Origin of the sequence: Mycolicibacterium palauense (assembly GCF_002592005.1) — a bacterium.
Taxonomy (GTDB): Bacteria; Actinomycetota; Actinomycetes; order Mycobacteriales; family Mycobacteriaceae; genus Mycobacterium; species Mycobacterium palauense.
This window is the reverse complement of record NZ_NVQF01000006.1, coordinates 17,519-35,807: the sequence shown is the minus strand read 5'-3', so window position 1 is coordinate 35,807 and position 18,289 is coordinate 17,519. Positions and strand designations below refer to the sequence as shown.

General features: G+C 68.9%; 18 protein-coding genes. 9 read left to right on the top strand and 9 right to left on the bottom strand.

Annotated elements, in window-relative coordinates:
* Positions 1–89 precede the first annotated feature (89 nt).
* The gene (locus tag CSR00_RS03925) at positions 90–1,160 is read left to right on the top strand and encodes a CaiB/BaiF CoA transferase family protein (RefSeq protein WP_099021103.1); all 1,071 of its coding nucleotides are present in this window, start codon (positions 90–92) and stop codon (positions 1,158–1,160) included.
* A 93-nt stretch (positions 1,161–1,253) separates the two neighbouring features.
* Here CSR00_RS03925 and CSR00_RS03920 read toward each other — a convergent pair whose 3' ends face one another.
* The gene (locus tag CSR00_RS03920) at positions 1,254–1,580 is read right to left on the bottom strand and encodes a 2Fe-2S iron-sulfur cluster-binding protein (RefSeq protein WP_099021102.1); all 327 of its coding nucleotides are present in this window, start codon (positions 1,578–1,580) and stop codon (positions 1,254–1,256) included.
* A gap of 193 nt (positions 1,581–1,773) precedes the next feature.
* Between CSR00_RS03920 and CSR00_RS03915 the strand changes: the two genes are divergently transcribed.
* The 4 genes from CSR00_RS03915 (at position 1,774) to CSR00_RS03900 (ending at position 6,085) form a co-directional block, all read left to right on the top strand.
* Positions 1,774–3,183, top strand: coding sequence for a class I adenylate-forming enzyme family protein (locus CSR00_RS03915; protein ID WP_099021101.1), 1,410 nt, complete (start codon positions 1,774–1,776; stop codon positions 3,181–3,183).
* A complete protein-coding gene (locus CSR00_RS03910) occupies positions 3,161–4,066 on the top strand; it encodes an acyl-CoA dehydrogenase family protein (protein ID WP_099021100.1) in 906 nt (301 codons plus the stop codon). Before CSR00_RS03915 ends, CSR00_RS03910 begins: the two co-directional genes overlap by 23 nt.
* A complete protein-coding gene (locus tag CSR00_RS03905; protein WP_099021099.1) occupies positions 4,053–5,141 on the top strand; it encodes an acyl-CoA dehydrogenase family protein in 1,089 nt (362 codons plus the stop codon). Before CSR00_RS03910 ends, CSR00_RS03905 begins: the two co-directional genes overlap by 14 nt.
* 173 nt (positions 5,142–5,314) lie before the next feature.
* Positions 5,315–6,085 carry an enoyl-CoA hydratase/isomerase family protein gene (locus CSR00_RS03900; RefSeq protein WP_099021098.1) on the top strand — a complete coding sequence of 257 codons (771 nt, stop codon included), beginning with the start codon at positions 5,315–5,317 and terminating at the stop codon, positions 6,083–6,085.
* Positions 6,086–6,166: 81 nt separating this feature from the next.
* Here the strand turns inward: CSR00_RS03900 and CSR00_RS03895 are convergent, their stop codons facing one another.
* Entirely contained in the window at positions 6,167–6,931 is a 765-nt protein-coding gene (locus CSR00_RS03895) for an SDR family NAD(P)-dependent oxidoreductase (protein WP_099021097.1), read from the bottom strand.
* Between the two features lie 100 nt (positions 6,932–7,031).
* Between CSR00_RS03895 and meaB the strand changes: the two genes are divergently transcribed.
* Positions 7,032–7,937 carry a methylmalonyl Co-A mutase-associated GTPase MeaB gene (gene meaB / locus CSR00_RS03890; protein WP_245905818.1) on the top strand — a complete coding sequence of 302 codons (906 nt, stop codon included), beginning with the start codon at positions 7,032–7,034 and terminating at the stop codon, positions 7,935–7,937.
* A gap of 93 nt (positions 7,938–8,030) precedes the next feature.
* Here the strand turns inward: meaB and CSR00_RS03885 are convergent, their stop codons facing one another.
* Positions 8,031–8,684 (bottom strand): TetR/AcrR family transcriptional regulator, encoded by a 654-nt coding sequence (locus tag CSR00_RS03885; RefSeq protein ID WP_099021095.1) that lies wholly within the window; start codon positions 8,682–8,684, stop codon positions 8,031–8,033.
* Positions 8,685–8,865: 181 nt separating this feature from the next.
* On the opposite strand from CSR00_RS03885, the gene CSR00_RS03880 reads away from it, so the two are divergent.
* Both CSR00_RS03880 and CSR00_RS03875 read left to right on the top strand, forming a co-directional pair.
* Positions 8,866–9,927 (top strand): acyl-CoA dehydrogenase family protein, encoded by a 1,062-nt coding sequence (locus CSR00_RS03880; protein ID WP_099021094.1) that lies wholly within the window; start codon positions 8,866–8,868, stop codon positions 9,925–9,927.
* Positions 9,928–9,931: 4 nt separating this feature from the next.
* Entirely contained in the window at positions 9,932–11,107 is a 1,176-nt protein-coding gene (locus tag CSR00_RS03875; protein ID WP_099021093.1) for an acyl-CoA dehydrogenase family protein, read from the top strand.
* A gap of 105 nt (positions 11,108–11,212) precedes the next feature.
* On the opposite strand, the gene CSR00_RS03870 is transcribed toward CSR00_RS03875, so the two are convergent.
* The 6 genes from CSR00_RS03870 to CSR00_RS03845 are packed head-to-tail and all read right to left on the bottom strand — an operon-like array spanning position 11,213 to position 16,447.
* Positions 11,213–11,953: an acyl-CoA dehydrogenase family protein gene (locus CSR00_RS03870; RefSeq protein ID WP_176561898.1), complete on the bottom strand. Its 741-nt coding sequence runs from the start codon at positions 11,951–11,953 to the stop codon at positions 11,213–11,215.
* A gap of 51 nt (positions 11,954–12,004) precedes the next feature.
* Entirely contained in the window at positions 12,005–13,144 is a 1,140-nt protein-coding gene (locus CSR00_RS03865; RefSeq protein WP_099021091.1) for an acyl-CoA dehydrogenase family protein, read from the bottom strand.
* Entirely contained in the window at positions 13,141–13,569 is a 429-nt protein-coding gene (locus CSR00_RS03860) for a nuclear transport factor 2 family protein (protein ID WP_176561892.1), read from the bottom strand. Before CSR00_RS03860 ends, CSR00_RS03865 begins: the two co-directional genes overlap by 4 nt.
* Positions 13,553–14,806, bottom strand: coding sequence for a metal-dependent hydrolase family protein (locus CSR00_RS03855; protein WP_099021089.1), 1,254 nt, complete (start codon positions 14,804–14,806; stop codon positions 13,553–13,555). The genes CSR00_RS03860 and CSR00_RS03855 overlap by 17 nt, the downstream gene beginning before the upstream one ends.
* On the bottom strand, positions 14,782–15,111 hold the full coding sequence (locus CSR00_RS03850; RefSeq protein WP_099021088.1) for a hypothetical protein: 330 nt from the start codon (positions 15,109–15,111) through the stop codon (positions 14,782–14,784). Before CSR00_RS03850 ends, CSR00_RS03855 begins: the two co-directional genes overlap by 25 nt.
* On the bottom strand, positions 15,104–16,447 hold the full coding sequence (locus CSR00_RS03845; protein ID WP_099021087.1) for an aromatic ring-hydroxylating oxygenase subunit alpha: 1,344 nt from the start codon (positions 16,445–16,447) through the stop codon (positions 15,104–15,106). The genes CSR00_RS03850 and CSR00_RS03845 overlap by 8 nt, the downstream gene beginning before the upstream one ends.
* A gap of 503 nt (positions 16,448–16,950) precedes the next feature.
* Between CSR00_RS03845 and CSR00_RS03840 the strand changes: the two genes are divergently transcribed.
* A complete protein-coding gene (locus tag CSR00_RS03840) occupies positions 16,951–18,246 on the top strand; it encodes an amidohydrolase family protein (RefSeq protein ID WP_099021086.1) in 1,296 nt (431 codons plus the stop codon).
* The last annotated feature ends 43 nt before the right edge of the window (positions 18,247–18,289 follow it).

Below are 18,289 nucleotides of genomic sequence, written 5' to 3'. Positions count from 1 at the left end.
CTCGCGCGAAGAGCCGAGGACACCGATGAGCGCTCGCGCGAAGAGCCGAGGGTGCCGATGAGCGCTTGCGCGAAGAGCCGAGGACACCGATGAGCGACGGTCCGCTGTCCGGGATCAAGATCCTGGAGGTCGGCACCATGCTGGCCGGGCCCTACGCCACGATGATGCTGGCCGATCTGGGCGCCGAGGTCACCAAGATCGAACCGCCCACTGGCGACATCTCCCGCCAGGTCAGCGACACCTATTTCGCCAGCCTCAACCGCGGCAAGAGCAGCGTCTGCCTGGAATTGGGCACCCAGGAGGGGCAGCGTGCGCTGGGCGAGCTGGTCGCCGGGTCCCATGCGCTGCTGGTGAACCTGAAGCCCTCGGCGATCCACAAACTGGGGCTCACCTACGACGCCCTGGCCCGGCACAATCCCAAGATCGTCTGCGTGGCGCTGACCGGGTTCGGCCTCTACGGCGGCGACGACCCGGCCTTCGACTACGTCGTCCAGGCCGCGACCGGGATCGCGGCGCTGACCGGCGACCCGGACGGTCCGCCGACGCTGCCCGGCTACTCCTCGGCCGACAACTCCACCGGGCTGACCGCGGCACTGGGGCTGCTGGCCCAGATCGTGTCCGGGCGCGGCGGACAGCTCGACGTCTGCCTGCGTGACGTGATGCTTTCCCAGCTGAATTACCACGCCTCGGCGTATCTCAACAGCGGCGTGGTGCCGCAGCGCCGGGCGGGTGGGGCGCACTCGTTCTATGTTCCCGCGCAACTGTTTCCGACTGCCGACGGGTATCTGGCGCTGTTCATCACCCACGACGGTTTCTGGCGGTCGTTCGCGGCCGAGGCGGGCCTGGCGCCCGGCGGCGCGGTCCCGTTTCCGGCGATGGCCGAACGGGCGGCGCGCCGCGACGAGGTGCTGGAAATCGTCACGACCGCCCTGTCGGCGGATACCGCCGCGGGCTGGGAGGCCCGCCTCAAACCGCTGGGGATTCCCGCCGCGGCCGTGCGCACCCTGCCCGAGGCGCTGGAGGCCACGCCCGAGATGGTGGTGTCCGCGGGGGATTTCCGCCTGGTGGGCTGCCCGGTGCGGGTCGACGGCTACCAGCCCGACTACCGGCCGCCCCCGGTGCTCGGCGCGCATGGAACCCTTGACGAGGCTGCCGGCTGAGTCCGGGCGCCTTCGTGTCGGTCGGCTCTTGCCGGTCGTCTGTCAGTCGTTGGCCGGTCGCCAGTCAGTCGTCGCAGTCGACGACCACGCCAGTCAGTCGTCGTAGTCGACGACCACGGGTCCGTCCGGAATGCCCTGGCAGGTCAGCACGTACCCCTCCTCGACCTCGTCGTCGTCCAGGGCGTCGTTGACCCGCATGGTGGCGGTGCCCTCGGTGAGTTTGGCCATGCAGGTGCCGCAGTTGCCCGCCTCGCAGGAGAAGGGTGGAGTCAGGCCCGCTCGCCGCGCCGTCTCGAGAATCGTCTCTCCTTCGCGCAGCGGCACCGACGCCGTCTTCCCGTCGAGCAGGATGGTCACTTCGGCCCGCTCTTCGGCGGCCGCCGTGCTGGTCGTCGTGCCTGTGGACGACGGTGTCGTCATTTTCCCTCCTTCTGGTACGTGTATTCTACCCTAACGAGAATATTGTTCTCGTGCTGCGATAGGATCTTCTCGATTCTTCCATGAGGTGCGCTCGCCGGCCTCGGCCGTGGGTGCGCGCTCCCGAGGATGCCGCCCCGAGAAACGCCGCCAGCCCGAACCGCACCCGACGACAAGGCCCCGAGGAGGACGACCGATGCCCGACCCGGTTGTCCTCGCGTTCGAGGACAGCCAGTACCGCCGCTCGGAGCTGGAGTCGCTCACCGAAGCGATGGCCGCCGTACTGGCCGGACGTGGGGTGCGCCGGGGTGAGCGGGTGGCCATCATGTCGTCGAACCGGCCCGAGTTCGTCGTCGCGCTGCGTGCGGTATGGCGACTGGGGGCGAGTGTGGTGTTGGTGAGCCCGGCCTGGAAGCGCGCCGAGGTGGAACACGCCCTGACACTCACCGGGGCGGGGCACGCCGTCGGCGACCATCCGGTGCTGGCGGAGCTCATGCCGATGCTGAACCTCGACGAGCCCGTCCCGCCGGCGGCCGCCGCCTCGGCCCGCGAGGCGCCGGGGCCCGACGACGAGGCGGTCCTGGTCTTCAGTTCGGGCACCGCCGGCCTGCCCAAGGCGGTGCGCCACACCCACGGATCGTTCGGGGCCGCGGTCAGCCACTGGCGTGCCGCGTTGCGGCTGAGCGAGACCGACCGGCTGCAGATCATGACGCCGCCCTCACACATCCTGGGCCTGCTCAACATCGTCACCGTGCTCCAGGCCGGGGGCTGGCTGCGGCTGCACCGGCGGTTCGACATCGACACGATGCTGCGCCACATCGAAACCGACGGGATCACCGTGGAGATGGCGGTGGCCCCGATCGCACTGGCCCTGGCCGCCCACCCGCGGCTGGCGGACTTCGACCTGTCGTCGCTGCGCTACATCATGTGGTGTGCCACCCCGGTCACGGTCAGCGTCGCCGAGGAGGTCACGCGCCGCACCGGCGTCGGGTGGACGACCGCCTACGGCGCCAGCGAGCTGCCGGTGCTGGCCTGCAACGAGCTGAGCGGCGGGCTCCTGGACACCGTCGGGCGGGCAGCCCCCGGGGTGCGGCTGCGGGTGGTCTCCCTGGAGACCGGCGCCGAGCTCCCGGCGGGTGAAGAGGGCGAGATCCAGGCCCGTGCGGACTCGGTGATGGCCGGCTACCTGCCCGACGAGGCGACCCCGGCGGCCTTCGCCGGCGGCTGGTACCGCACCGGCGATGTCGGCTTCCTCGACGACCGAGGCTTCCTGACCATCACCGACCGCGCCAAGGAGATGATCAAGGTGCGCGGGTTCCAGGTCGCCCCCGCCGAGGTGGAGGCGGTGCTGCACGGGCACCCGGCCGTCGCGGACTGCGCGGTGTTCGGCGTGCCGCACGCCGGTGACGGTGAGGCGATCGTCGCGGCGGTGGCCCTGAGCGCCCCGGTCGAGCCCGCCGAGCTCATCGCCCTCGTCGGCGACACGCTGGCGTCCTACAAACGGCCCAGCGAGGTCGTCGTCGTCCCCGAGATTCCACGCTTGCCCTCCGGCAAGGTGCTGCGTCGCGTGCTGAAGGAGCGCCATGGATGTCCGTCTGACCACTGAACAACAACAGCTGCGCGATGCCGCCGCCAAACTCGCCGACGATCTCGGTCCGGGGTCGGTAGCCGAACTCGAGGATGCGAGCCGAATCGCGCGGCTGGACAAGCAGATCGCGGCCACCGGGTGGCGCAGCCTGCGTACCGACGAGGCCTCCGGCGTGGAGGTCGCCATCGTCGCCGAGGAGTTCGGCCGCGGCCTGGTGGACGCCCCCTTCCTGGGGCCGGTGCTGGCCGACGATCTGACCCGTCACCTGGAGGGCGTCGACGCCGACCGGGCGACCGTCGCCGTCGATGGGTACGCCACCGACGCCCGCGACAGCCGCAGGGCGTTCTGGTGTGACGGTACGACCGTGCAGAGCGCCGAGATCACCGACACCGCCCCGGCCGCCGACCTCACCCGCGCCCGCGCTCGGGTCGGGGCGCCGCAGCCCGTCGGCACCGTCGGCTCCGCGGACGCCGCCCGTTGGCAGGCGCTGGGACTGGTCACCACGGCCGCCGATCTGGTCGGGGTCGCCCGCGGTGCCCTGCATCTGGCGGTCGAGTACGCCAAGATCCGCGAGCAGTACGGTCACGCCATCGGCTCTTACCAGGCCGTCGCACACCTGCTGGCCGAAAGCCTGACCCTGACCGAGGGCTCGGTGAGCATCCTGCGGCACGCCGCCTGGGCGGTTGACGAGCTGTCGGCCGACGAGGCCGTGCGGGCCGCCCGGGTGGCCAAGCTCTACTGCGTGCGTGCCGCGCGCACCGTGTGCGAGACGTCGATCCAGGTGCACGGCGGCATCGGCAACACCTGGGAGTGCCTGGCGCACGCCTACCTGCGGCGAGCGCTCACGTCGACCGAACTGTGGCCCGTCAAGTGGGAGGACATCGACCTTGGACTTTCGTGATTCCGCCGAGGAGGCGGCGTTCCGCCGGCGCCTGCGCGACTGGCTTGAGGTGCACGCCAAGGAGTTCCCGACCTCCGGCGACGAGTACTGGGCCAGGCAGGGCGACTGGCACCGCGCGCTGTATCAGGGCGGGTTCTTCGGACTGTCCTGGCCCAGCGAGTTCGGCGGCCAGGAGCTGCCACCGGTCTATGACGTCATCCTCGACGAGGAGCTGGCGCGTGCCGGAGCGCCCCCGCGGCCCAGCCTGGGGTACCTCGTGGTGGGGCTCGGCCGGCACGGCAGCAAGGAGCTGCAGCAGCGCTTCCTGCCGGGCATGATCGACGGCAGCGAACGCTGGTGCCAGGGCTTTTCGGAGCCCGGTGCCGGTTCGGATCTGGCGTCGCTGACCACCACCGCCACGCTGGACGGCGACCACTACGTGATCAACGGTCACAAGATCTGGACGAGCTATTCCGACGTGGCCGACTGGTGTCTGGTGCTTGCGCGCACCGACCCGACCGTCAAGCGGCACAAGGGTATTTCGGCGTTCATCGTGGACATGCACCAGCCCGGGATCCAACAACGCCCACTGAAGATGATCAGCGGCGTGACCAAGGAGTTCGGCCAGGTCACCTTCGACGGCGCCAGGGTGCCGGTGGAGAACATGGTCGGCGCCCCCGGGGAGGGCTGGCCGCTGGCCATGACCGTCGTCGGCCACGAGCGTGAGCCGTCCACGCTGGGCTTCGCCGCCCGCTACGGCAAGCTGGTGCGCGCGCTGGCCAAGCGCACCGATGATCCGCCCGAGGATCTGGTCTGGGCGGCCGTACAGGTGGAGATGCTGACTCACCATGTGCGGAGGCGGCTTTCCGAACAACTCGACGGGCTCTCACATGGACCGGAAGGGTCGATCGACAAGCTGCTGATGACCTGGGTTGACCAGTCGGTGGGGCACGCGGCGGTCTCGGTGGCGGGGGTGGAGGACGACGAGATGCTCGGCGCCTACATGTACAGCCGGGCGCAGAGCGTCATGGGCGGAACCTCGCAGATCCAGAAGAACATCATCGCGTCGAGGATTTTGGGATTGGGCGTGCGATGAGCGCTTGCGCGAAGAGCCGAGGGCGCCGATGAGCGCTTGCGCGAAGAGCCGAGGACACCGATGAGCGCTTGCGCGAAGAGCCGAGGGCGCCGATGAGCGCTTGCGCGAAGAGCCGAGGGCGCCGATGAGCGCTTGCGCGAAGAGCCAGACACCGACACGCGGAAGGAATTGACATGTACGGTATGCCAACCGAAATCGAGGTCCGGGCGGATGGGCCGCTGCGGATCATCACGCTGAACCGGCCGGACGCCCTCAACGCGGTCAACGATTCGTTGCACGTCGGGCTGGCGGGTCTGTGGAACGCACTCAGTGAGGACGCCGACGCACGGGTGGCGGTGCTCACCGGTGCCGGCCGGGCCTTCTCGGCCGGCGGCGACTTCAACTACCTCGACGAGCTGCGCCGCGACGACGCGTTGCGTGCCAAGACGATCAAGCACGGCCGCGACATCGTGATCGGCATGATCCGGTGCCGCATTCCGGTGATCGCCGCGGTGAACGGGCCCGCCGTGGGGCTGGGCTGCAGCCTGGCGGCGATGTCGGATGTCGTCTACATGGCCGAGACGGCGCATTTCGCCGACCCCCATGTGCAGATCGGTCTGGTCGCCGCCGACGGCGGTCCGCTGGTGTGGCCCATGCAGATCAGCTTCCTGCAGGCCAAGGAGTTCGCGTTGACGGGGACGAAGATCACCGCGCAGCGCGCGCTCGAGCTGGGGCTGGCCAACCATGTGGTGGCCGACCCGGTCACCGAGGCGATCGGCTGCGCCAAGAAGATGCTGGAATTGCCGCAGCAGGCGGTCGAAGCGACCAAGCGGCTGATGAACATTCAGCTGGAGCGGTCGGTGATGGCCTCGCTGGACTACGCCAACACCTCGGAATACGTCTCGTTCGGCACCGCGGATTTCAACCGGATCGTCGACGGGCTGATGGCCAAGAGCAAGAAGTGAGTGTCGCCGTCCCGCCGGGCGCGCCCGGAACGGGGTTCTCGCGAACCCCGTTCCGGCCGAACGCGGCCCGGCGGGCACGGGTCACTTGGGTGGGAAGCGAAGGCCACCGTCGAGCCGGATGACCTCGCCGTTGAGGTAGTCGTTCTCGATGATCGAGGCCGCCAGCGTGGCGTACTCGGTGGAGCGGCCCATCCGCTTGGGGAACGGCACCTGGCCGCCCCAGTAGGCCTCGAGCTGGTCGGCGGCCTTGCCGTAGGCGGGTGTGTTGATCGTGCCCGGGGCGATCGTCACCACCCGGATGCCCAGCGGCGAGAGGTCTCGGGCGGCGACCAGGGTCATGCCGATGACTCCGCCCTTGGCCGCCGAGTAGGGCACCTGGCCGATCTGTCCCTCGTAGCCGGCGATCGAGGCCGTGTTGATGATCACGCCGCGCTGCCCTTCCTCGAGAGGCTCCTGGCGGGCGATGGCGGCGGCGGAGAGCCGCATGACGTTGAACACCGCGGTCAGATAGAACTCGATGGTGGTCTTGAAGCCGGCCAGATCCAGTGGGCTGCCGTCCTTTCCGACCAGCCGGCCGCCGCTGGCCGGCCCGCCGTGGGTGTCCACCGAGACGCGCAGGGGGCCCAGTGCCTCGGCCTCGCCGATGGCGGCGAGCACGCTTTCCTCGCTGGTGGCATCGGTGCGCACGTAGCGCACGCCGAGTTCGGACTCCAGCGCCTTGCCCTTGTCATCGGCCATGTCGGCGACGACGACCTTCGCGCCGGCGCCGTGCAGCCTGCGGACGGTGGCCTCGCCCAGGCCGCCGGCGCCTCCGACGACCAGCGCCGCACTGCCAGTGATCTGCATGCTAATTTCCCTTCCGGCAATTCAACCTCTCGTAACTAGAGAATACTATTCTCGTATGGGCCCGGGCGACTCCCGGGGTGAGGGCCGATAATCCATGGTTGTGACCGGCAAAGAGTTCGATATCGCCGAGCTGCTGACGGCGGCCCGCGCCGGCTCGGCACGGGCCGCCGGGCGGCTGCTGAGCCTGGTCGAGGGCCCGCGGCGAGACGATCTGCTGGCGGTGCTGGCGGCCGAGGGCGCGCCCGGGCGTGCGGCCGTCCCGGTCATCGGGGTCACCGGACCGCCCGGGGCCGGCAAGTCGACGACGGTGGCGGCGCTGGTGGGTGCCCACCGGGAGCAGGGCCGACGGGTGGCGGTGCTGGCGGTCGACCCGTCCTCGCCCTACAGTGGCGGCGCGCTGCTGGGCGATCGGATCCGGATGGCGGCGCACATCAACGACGCCGGCGTGCTGATCCGCTCGGTGGCCAGCCGCGGCCACCTCGGTGGGCTGGCCGCCGCCGTGCCCGCGGCCATCCGGCTGGTGGCCGCGCTCGGCTACGACGTCGTGCTGCTGGAGACCGTCGGCGTGGGGCAGTCCGAGATCGAGATCGCCGCGGTGGCCGATCCGACGGTGGTCATCCTCAACCCGGGCGCCGGTGACGCCATCCAGGCGGCCAAGGCGGGCCTGTTGGAGGTGGCCGACGTCGTGGTGGTCAACAAGGCCGACCGCGACGGTGCCGATCAGACGGTGCGCGATCTGCACGCCGAGACCGTGGCGCCCATCCTCAAGCTCGTCGCGGCCCGGGGGGAGGGGATCGACGAGCTGATGGCCGCCATCGACGCCCACCGCCGCGCCGACACCCCCGAGCGCCGCACGGCGCGGGCGCGGGTGCAGGTCCTGTCGCTGGCCCAGACGCGGCTACAGCGGCATCCGGCTCTCGACGAGCTGGCCGTGGCGGTCGCGGAGGGGCGAACCGACGCCTATGCTGCTGCCGATGCCCTGGTGGGTATGCACCCCCCGCTGTGACGTACACAACGACGCTGTGACGCACATAACGCGAGATCGGGCCTTCGCTGATCGTGAGCGGAGTTCTGGTGTGCGGAGAACCCGATTCTGGGGCTAGCTGGCGGCGAAACCCCGGGCGCAGAAGGCCCAGACTTCGTCGGCGGTGATCGGGTGCACCTCGTCGTCCTCGGCGGGTGCGCTGGACTGTGCGGTGAACATCACCGTCTGCATCGTCATGGCCGCCATCCGGCGCGGGTTGACGTCCTCACGCAGCCGGCCGGCCTCGCTGGCCTCTTCCATCAGCTCGGTGAACAACGTGATCAACGGGGCGTGGGCGACCCGGACCTCGTTGGGGTGGGAGATGAGCAGTTGCGGGGCGAAGTCGGTGAACAGCGGCCGCTTGGCGGCGGGGTCGGGCCGAGAAAGCTCGAACAGCAACTCAATTGCGACCCGGAGCCGGTCCAGCGGGTCGGTCTGGCTGGACGTGGCCGCCCGGATCTGGTCGGCGGCCCGGCTGAGCGCGTCCTCGAACAGGGCCAGCAGCAGCTCGTGCTTGCCGTCGAACTGCAGGTAGAAACTCCGCAGCGACTGGCGGGAGCGGTCCACGACCTCCTGGACCGTGAAGTCGGTGCTGCCCTTTTCGGTGATGATCGCCTGGGCGGCATCGAGGAAGCGCTGCACCCGCTGGGCGGCGCGCAACTTGGCGGTCTTGATGGACCGCTCGACCGCGCGCTGCTTCCACGCGGGTTCTTCGCTGGGGCTGCTCATCGCGGATCCGACTGGCCGCCCTGTGGAAATGACATGGATGAACTGTACCGGAGAAGTGCACCCGAAGGGTCGCCCACACCCCCCCTTATGAGATTCTTACTCGCGGATGCGGAGAATGCTATTCTCCACGGAGGCGATGTGAGGCCGGAAGAGGGTCTCGGGAGAGGGGTGGGTAACCCGGATGCTGTTGGAGCTGGACGCCGATCAGCGCCTGTGGCGCGACACGGCGCGCGACGTGCTGGCCAAGGAATGTCCCGCCTCGCTGGTCCGCCGGATCGCCGAGGCCGAGCCCGAATCCGCGCCCGAATCCGCGCCCGAGTCGGCGGCCGACTCCGGCGGCGACGCGGATGCGGCGATGAAGCTGTGGAAGAGCTTCATCGACATGGGGTGGACCGAACTGACCGATCCGGGCGAGACCGTCGAACTGGGCCTGCTGATCGAGGAGCTGGGACGCGCCAGCGACCCGACGCCGTTCCTGGCCACGATGACGCAGTTCAACCCACTGGCGCCGGAGGCGGTCGATCCCGCGCTGGCCGGTGCGGCGGTCTACGAGGGAGTCACGGCGGCCCGCGCCGGTCAGGGCTGGGTGCTCACCGGTACGGCCTCCCACGTCCTGGACGGGGACCGGGCCGACCGGCTGGCGGTGGTGACTCCCGCCGGGGTGTTCGTCGTTGGGGCCGAACGGGTCTCCGCCCGCCGGACATCGGTGTTCGATCCGGTGCTGCACGTCGCCGAGGTGACCTTCGACGGGGTGGAAGTGGGCTACTCCGACCGGGTGGCCGCACCCGAGGACCACGTGGCGCGCGGCCGTGACGTCGCTCTGACCGGGATGGCGCTCACCATGGTCGGCGCCTGCCAGCGGATCCTGGATCTGGTGCTCGAGCACATCGGCTCCCGCCAGCAGTTCGGGGTCCTGATCGGCTCCTTCCAGGCGGTGCAGCACAAGGCCGCCGACATGCATGTGGCCATCGAGCGGGCCCGCGCGCTGTCGTACTTCGCGGCGCTGACCATCTCCGCCGACGATCCGCGCCGGCGGCTGGCCGCCGCCATGGCCAAGGCCTCGGCGGGGGAGTGCCAGTCGCTGGTGTTCAAACACGGGATTCAGCTCTTCGGGGCGATGGGTTTCACCTGGGAGAACGACGTACAGTTCGCGCTGAAGCGGGCCAAGGCCGGCGAACTCATGCTGGGCGGCGCCGCCGAGCACCGCGCCTTCATCGCCGAGACCTCGCTGACGGGGGCCTGAATTCATGCAGCTGACCTTCGACGCCGACGTCGAGCAGTTCCGGGCGGAGTTCATCGCCTTCCTCGACGAGCACCTGCCGGCCGAGGCCGAGACCGCCGAGCGGTCACGGTCGACCGCGCACGTCCCCGAGTGGGCCCGGCGCTGGCAGCGCACCATGTTCGACCACGGCTGGCTGCTGCCCGGCAACCCGCCGGAGTTCGGCGGACGCAACGCCACCATCCTGCAGCAGTACGTCCACCGCGACGAACTGAATCGCCGGCGCATCTACCAGAGCTACAACCCGCAGGGCGTGGGCATCATCGCGGCGTCCCTGTTGACCTTCGGGACCGAGGAACAGAAGCGACGCTGGGCGGTGCCGATCCTGCGGGCCGAGATGACCGCCGCGCTGGGCATGAGCGAGCCCGGCGCCGGGTCGGATCTGGCGTCGCTGCGCACCAGCGCGGTCCGCGACGGTGACGACTTCGTGGTCAACGGTCAGAAGGTCTGGACCTCGGGCGCCCACGACGCCGATGTGGTGCTCACCTTCGTGCGCACCGACCCGGATGCCCCCAAGCACAAGGGAATCAGCGTGTTGTTGGTTCCCACCGACACTGCGGGGGTGGCCCGCCGGCCGTTCGCCTCGGTGTGCGGGCGCGACGATCTCGATTTCAACGAGGTCTTCTTCACCGACGCGCGGGTGCCCGCCGAGAACCTGATCGGACCGCTGAACCAGGGGTGGAAGGTGGCCAACGGCTCGCTGGGCCACGAGCGCACCCTGCTGTGGCTGAGCTACGCCGACTGGCTCGAGCAGCTGATCACCGACTTCACACCGGAGACCGCTCTGGACCGGGACCGCTACGCCACCCTGGTGATGGATGCCCAGGCGCTGCGGCTGCTGGGTTCGGTGGCGTTGTCCAAGGAGGCCCGCGGCGAGCAGGACGTGCCGGCGCTGTCGGTGCTCAAACTGTTCGGCTCCGAGGCGTTCCAGACCTCGGTGGGCAACGCGCTGGAGGCGGCCGGACCCGACGGGCTGGCCCATCCCGCGTTCACCGCACCGTTCGCCCCCTTCGGGGAGGACGCCCCGACCGGCAGCTGGTTCGAGCGTTACGCGCGCAGCTTCGGTGGCACCATCGCCGGCGGCACCTCGGAGATCCAGCGCAGCATCATCGCCCAGCGGGTGCTGGGCCTGCCCCGCGGCTGAGCCAGCCGCGGGGGCGGGACGGCCCCGACCCGCGCGCGAACGCTCCACCAGGTACGTGTCCCGGGCGGGTTCTCGTACCTCAGTGAGCGCTCGTGGGGGTGAGATTCAGAGCTGAGCCAGCCGCGGGGCCGAGCCGCGGGCCCGCAGCCCCGCCCCGGCCTTGCGGGTGAGTTCGCGTGAGCTGCCGAGCAATCCGTCGAGCACCAGGGCCCGCTTCACGTGGTGTTGCAGGTCGTGCTCGGCGGTGAAGCCGATGCCCCCCAGCACCTGCTGGCAGTGCTTGGCCGCGGTCAGCGCGGCCTTGCCCGCGGCGGCCTTGGCCAGCATCGCGGTCAGGTCCGGGCTCTCCGTCCCGGGCAGGCCCAGCGTCGCCTCGGCCCCCTCGATGGCCACCAGCGTTTCGGCCAGCCGGTGCCGGACGGCCTGGAAACCCGCGATCGGCTTGCCGAACTGGACACGGTCCAGCGCGTGCCGGCGGGCCAGGGACAACATCGCCCTAGCCGAGCCGACCAGCCACCAGCCCACCGCCCGGCGGGCCTCGCCCAGGCGCATCGTCTCACCGTCGGGCACCCGGTGCAGGGGCAGCCCGCCCAGCGTCGGATCCGCCACCGGCGAGCGGCTCCAGACCACCCAGTTGCCACCGGCATACGGCATGGGCGGGGTTCCGCCCGGCAGGCCGCCGATGGTCTCCAGGATCACGTCGTTGAGCACCGAGGCGTGTGAACCCGTCTCGCCCAGCAGGCGAAAGACCAGGGGTATCGCCGCGTCGGGGATGTCGGAGAGCATGTCGGCCCAGCCCAGGTCGGCCAGTGCGGAGTCCAGCTCGGCGCCGGAGGCCGCCAGCATGGATTTGCGCAGGCCGTCTTCGAGCAGGTCGAGCGAGTCGGTGTCCACCCGTCACTCCTTTCCGAGGTCCAGCAGGCGGCGGGCGATGATGTTGCGCTGCACCTCGGCCGTGCCGCCGTAGATGGTGGCCGCCCGCGAATACAGGTACTCCGTGCGCCAGTCGGTGTCCTCGAGCTCGATGGTGCCGGGCATCAGGTTCCGCGCGGCGTCGTAGAGCTGCTGTTCGGCGCCGGCCAGCAGCACCTTGTCGATCGAGGTGTCCGCGCCCAGCCGGTGGCCCTCGGCCAGCCGGTGCTGGGTGGCGCGGGATCGGCAGCGCAGGGTGTGCAGGGCCAGGTACGCCGCCCCCAGGTCGGCGTCGACGGCCTGGCCGTCCGCCTTGACCTCCCCGATCAGCGCGTCGAACCGGGAGTACAGGTAGGCGATGCGCTGCCAGAAACAGGTCGAGCGTTCGAACGGAAGCAGATCCATCGCCAGCTGCCAGCCGTCTCCGGGCCTGCCAAGCATGCGTGTGGACTCGACGGCCACGTCGTCGAAGTAGACCTCGCAGAACTCGTCCACCCCGTGCATCGTCTGCAGGGGGCGCACCGTGATCCCCGGGGTGTCGGTGTCGACGAAGAACGCGGTGATGGCCTCGTGGTTCGGGGTGTCCGCGTCGCCGGTGCGGGTCAGCAGGATGCACCGGTGCGAGTACTGCGCGAAGCTGGTCCACACCTTCTGGCCGTTGATGATCCAGCGGTCGCCGTCCCGCACGGCGCGTGTCGTCAACGACGCCAGGTCGCTGCCCGAGCCCGGCTCGGAAAACCCCTGGCACCATTGCTCTTCGCCGCTGAGCAGCCTCGGCACCATCTCGGCGGCCAGGTCGGTGGGCGCGTAGTCGATCATGGTCGGGGCCAGCACCTCGAGCATCGAGTACGGTCCGGGCTCGGCCAGCCGGCGCCCCACCACCTCCTCGCCGACGATGGCCCGCAGGATCGGCGGGCCGCCCAGCCCACCGGCGTGCTCGGGCCAGCCGTAGCGGCTCCACCCCGCGTCGTAGAGCGCCCGCTGCACGCGGGCGAACTGGGCCATCTGTCCCTGCAGCGAGTGGTCGTCTCCCGGGGACAGGTCGTTCTCGTCGAGCCAGGCCCGCAGGGCCGTCCGGAAGGCTTCGGGTTCGTGGGGTTCGTGGGGTTGGTGCGGTGCGGTCATCCTGCTTCGGGCCTGCCGATCGCGTGCGGGCGACCGTGATCGTGGTCGCCACTGCGCCGGATGAAGGTCATCGCGCGCGTTTTCAGCCGCCAGCCCTCACCGGTGCGCACATAGGTGTCGCGGTAGTAGCCGATGCGCATGTCGTGCTTGGAGTGCTCGATGAAGCACAGCGGCTGCGTGCCGGTCGCGGTGTCGGCGCCCTCGACCAGGTCCACCAGCGCGGTGCCGGTCATGAACAGGCCCTTGGGCGCGGCGTCGACCAGAACGGGGAAGCGGTTGAGCGTGTAGGTCTCGCCGAACGCGCTGTAGGTACCGTCCGGGGTGAAGACACTGATCAGGCCGTCGATGTCACCCTGGGTGATGGTGACGGCGTACTTGGCCAGCAGCTGCTGGATCTCGACCAGGTCGTCAGTTCGTGTTGGCATGCTCATTGCGGAAGACCTTACCTCCCTTCATTACAAATGTGACATCCCGTGTAACGGCGATGTCCTGGAGGGGGTTGCCGGGCACGGCGATGATGTCGGCGACCTGGCCCTCGGCGAGCCGGCCGCGGTCGCCGACGTTGATCAGGTCGGCGGCCACCACCGTCGCCGCGCGCAACACCGCCGCCGGCGGCATGCCCCATTCCACCAGCGTGACCAGTTCGTCGGCGTTCTTGCCGTGCGGGATGGCCGGGGCGTCGGTGCCGACGGCGATCTTCACCCCCGCCTCGTAGGCCGCGCGGAGGGAGGTCTCCGCCTTGGGGAACATCTCGGCGGCCTTGTCCTGCAGGACCTTCGGCGCCTTGGACACATCCATGGCCTGCGCCAGCCGGCGCGTCGTGACCAGGAAGCGGTCGTTGTCGACCAGCATCTGGATGGCTTCGTCGTCCATCAGGAAGCCGTGCTCGATGCAGTCGATGCCGCAGTCCACCGCATGTTTGACCGCGTCGGCCCCGTGGGTGTGGGCGGCCACCCGCAGCCCACGCCGGTGCGCCTCGTCGACGATGACCCGCAGCTCCTCGTCCGAATAGTGTTGCGCCCCGGCCTCGCCGGTCAGCGACATCACGCCCCCGGAGCAGCACACCTTGATCAGCTGGGCGCCGTGCTTGATCTGATAGCGCACGGACTTGCGGATCTCGTCGACCCCGTTGGCGATGCCCTCCTCGACGGTCAGTTCCAGCACGCCCGGCATGAACGCGGCGAACATGCTCGGGTCGAGGTGGCCACCGGTCGGGGTGATCGCGTGACCCGCGGGCACGATGCGGGGGCCGTCGATCCAGCCGGCGTCGATGGCCTTGGCCAGCGCCACGTCCAGCAGATATCCGCCGGTCTTGACGAACAGCCCCAGATTGCGCACGGTGGTGAAGCCGGCGCGTAGCGTGCGGCGGGCATTGCCCACCGCACGCAGCACCCGGGTCGCCGGGTCGTCCTGGACTTGGGACAGGCCGGGGTTCTCGCCCCGGCCGCCCATGAGCAGGTTGACCTCCATGTCCATCAGGCCGGGGAGCAGGACCGCGTCGCCGAGATCGATCACCTCTCCCTCGGGGGACCCGCCGATCCCGACGATGCGATCGCCGTCGACCTTGACGATCCCGGGCCGGACGAGCTCGCCCGCGTCGACATCGACCAGACCCGCAGCCTTGAGGGTCAGAGGCACTAGACCACCGGCTCCTTGACGCATTCGACGTAGGCGGCGCCACTGTCGAGAACCCGCGGCTGTTTCCACACCTCGATCGGGAACGACACGGTGACCAGTGACTGCATCATGTGGATGAGTGCCTTGGCGTCATCGGGCATTCCGTTCAGCGGGAACCGGGCGTCGCAGTACTCCATGACCGCGTCCAGGCGCGGGAACGCGGCGTCGTAGAACTCCTGCATCTCGGCCATCGTGGAGGACAACCGCTTCGCGTAGCGGTCGGGCTCGTTGGGCAGGCACCAGTCGGTGAACGGTTCCAGGTCGGCGAATTCCTCCGGCAGCTTAGGCATTGATCGAGTCCTTCTCGGTCGTCGAGGCGGCGTGGCCGTTGGCGGACCCGCCGTTCTCCAAACCCTTTTCCTTCTTGTACGCGTCGACGTAGTCGTGTGCGGTCTTGTGCAGGTGGCGCAGCAGGATCTCCTGGTCGCACAGCGGGAAGTCGGTGACCACCCGGGTGCCGATCTGGGTCTGGGTGGCCTCCAGGGTGTTGGCGTCCTGGAACGCGTACTCCTTGAACGTCACCGCCGCCAGCTCGTGGGCGAGGCGCTCACGGGTGTTGGTGGCGGGCACGAAGTACAGCGTGCACTCGAAGATGTGCTTGTCCACATCCGTGGGCCAGTAGTGGTAGGTCAGGTACCAGCCCGGCGCCCACAGCAGCAGGGTCATGTTGGGGAAGAACTCGAAGGAGTCCTGGCCCCAGGCGTGGTGGCGCGACGGGTTGACCGCCGGCGGCAGCTCGTCGGGCAGAATGCCCTTGATCTTCGGCCGGTCCCATGGCCCGAACAGGCCGCTGTGCAGCACCCGCTCAATGGGCTTGACCATGCTCTCGTCCTTCGGCGGACTCATGCCGCCCCAGGACGAGATCATCGAGTGCTGGCCCTTGATGTCGTAGTGCAGCGCCTCGAAGCCGTACCCGGCGAGCTTGTCGGCCTCCTCCTTGACCGCCTGCTTCATGTGCAGGATCGGCGCGTGGTAGAACTCGACGAAGGCGTCGATGAACAACTTCCAGTTGGAGTTGACCTCGGCGCGGTAGGAGTAGGTCTCGGTCATCTCGTGGAAGGGATAGCCCTCCAGGCCCTTGCCGAAGTCGCCCAGGTAGTCCACGAGCGGCTCGGCGTCGGGGTCGAAGTTGATGAAGATGAAGCCTTCCCAGACCTCACAGCGGACCGGCACCAGGCCGTAGTCCTTCTTGTCGACGTCGAAGAACTCGTCCTCCTGCTGGATGAACGTCAGATCGCCCTTCAGGGAGTACCGCCAGGCGTGGTACTTGCAGGTGAACTGGCGGCACGTGCCCGACACCTCCTCGCCCGGGTAGTCGTTCCACACCAGCTTGTTGCCGCGGTGCCGGCACAGGTTGTAGAAGGCGCGGATCTCGTTCTCGGTGTCTTTGACGATGATCACCGACACGCCGGGGCCCGCGGACGGCATCTCCTTGGTGAAGTAGCTGCCCTTCTTCGGCAGGCGCTCGACGCGCCCGACGTTGAGCCAGCACTTCTTGAAGATGGCCTGTTGTTCGAGTTTCCACTGCTCCGGGTCGATGGAGTCGGTGTAATCGACGGGCGCGGTGCCGAGCTCGGGCCAGTTTTCGGTCCAGCTGCCCGCGGCCGGCTTGGGGAAAAATGCCAACGCTCTACCCTCTCTGTGTTGTCGCCGGTCCGGTGGCCGGTTGGTTCGGTGCTTCCGCTGTGCGGAAGGTCTGGCGGAGATGCCCGGTGAGTGGCAGGACGCTCGGCCACGGGGTTGGCCGGGATCCTGCTGACATCGCTGCCCTCTCACTCACGAGAATCATATTCTCATATCCGGATAACAGATTTCCACGAACTTGGCGTTTGGTCAACGTCAAAGTTCGGAGCGGCCGCGGGAGGCCCGTCGACAATTCCTCCTCGACCAGCGCAGACGTGCGCAACGCGGGTCGGCTCGACCATTCCGCATGTTGATTCTCGCGAAGTGAGAAGCTAGTTTCCTAGTTGGGAGAACGCGTTGAGCGCACGTGGGGCGCCGGGTTGCCGCCACGCTCGGCGATGGTTGCGCGGAGGTGCCACCTCCGCCGGACATCCGGAGTCACTCCGAAGGTGGACTCCGAAGCGGACCCCGAAGCGGACCCCGAAGCGGACACGGAAGGAAGTGTCATGAACAAAGACGACATGATTCTGATCAGCGTGGATGATCACATCATCGAGCCGCCGGACATGTTCGTCAATCATCTGCCGGAGCGTTACCGCAACGAGGCGCCGCGGCTGGTGCACAACGCCGACGGCAGTGACACTTGGCAGTTCCGCGACGTGGTGATCCCCAACGTGGCGCTCAACGCAGTGGCCGGCCGGCCCAAGGAGGAGTACGGCCTGGAACCCCAGGGCCTCGACGAGATCCGCAAGGGCTGCTACGACCCCGACGAACGGGTCAAGGACATGAACGCCGGCGGCGTGCTCGCCACCATGAACTTCCCGTCGTTCCCCGGGTTCGCGGCGCGGCTGTTCGCCACCGAGGACTCCGAGTTCTCCCTGGCCCTGGTGCAGGCCTACAACGACTGGCACATCGACGAGTGGTGCGCCAGCAATCCCGGGCGGTTCATCCCGATGGCGCTGCCGGCGATCTGGGATCCGGCGCTGTGCGCACAGGAGATCCGCCGGGTCGCCGACAAGGGCGTGCACTCGCTGACGTTCACCGAGAACCCGTCGACGCTGGGGTATCCGTCGTTCCACGACCTGGACTACTGGAAGCCGATGTGGGATGCGCTGGTGGACACCGAGACGGTGATGAACGTGCACATCGGCTCGTCGGGCAAGCTGGCCATCACGGCCCCGGACGCGCCGATGGACGTGATGATCACACTGCAGCCGATGAACATCGTCCAGGCCGCCGCCGACCTGCTGTGGTCGGCGCCCATCAAGGCCTATCCCGATCTCAAGATCGCCCTGAGCGAGGGCGGCACGGGCTGGATCCCGTACTTCCTGGACCGGGTGGACCGCACCTATGAGATGCACTCGACGTGGACGCATCAGAATTTCGGCGGCAAGCTGCCCTCGGAGGTGTTCCGGGAGCACTTCATGACCTGTTTCATCTCCGATCCGGTCGGGGTCAAGAACCGCCACCTGATCGGCATCGACAACATCTGCTGGGAGATGGACTACCCGCACAGCGACTCGATGTGGCCGGGGGCGCCCGAGGAACTCTCCGCGGTGTTCGACACCTACGAGGTTCCCGACGACGAGATCAACAAGATCACCCACGAGAACGCCATGCGGCTCTACCACTTCGACCCCTTCAAGGACGTCCCGAAGGAGCAGGCCACCGTCGGCGCCCTGCGCCGGGCGGCCGAGGGCCACGACGTGTCGATCCGCGCGTTGTCCCACGAACGCAGCGGCGAGAAGGCGAGCTTCAGCGACTTCGCCGCCAAAGCGACGGAGATCGCGGGATCGCGGTAACGACAGTCGAACACCGGGCCGAGTGGGCATCGCCCATCCGGTG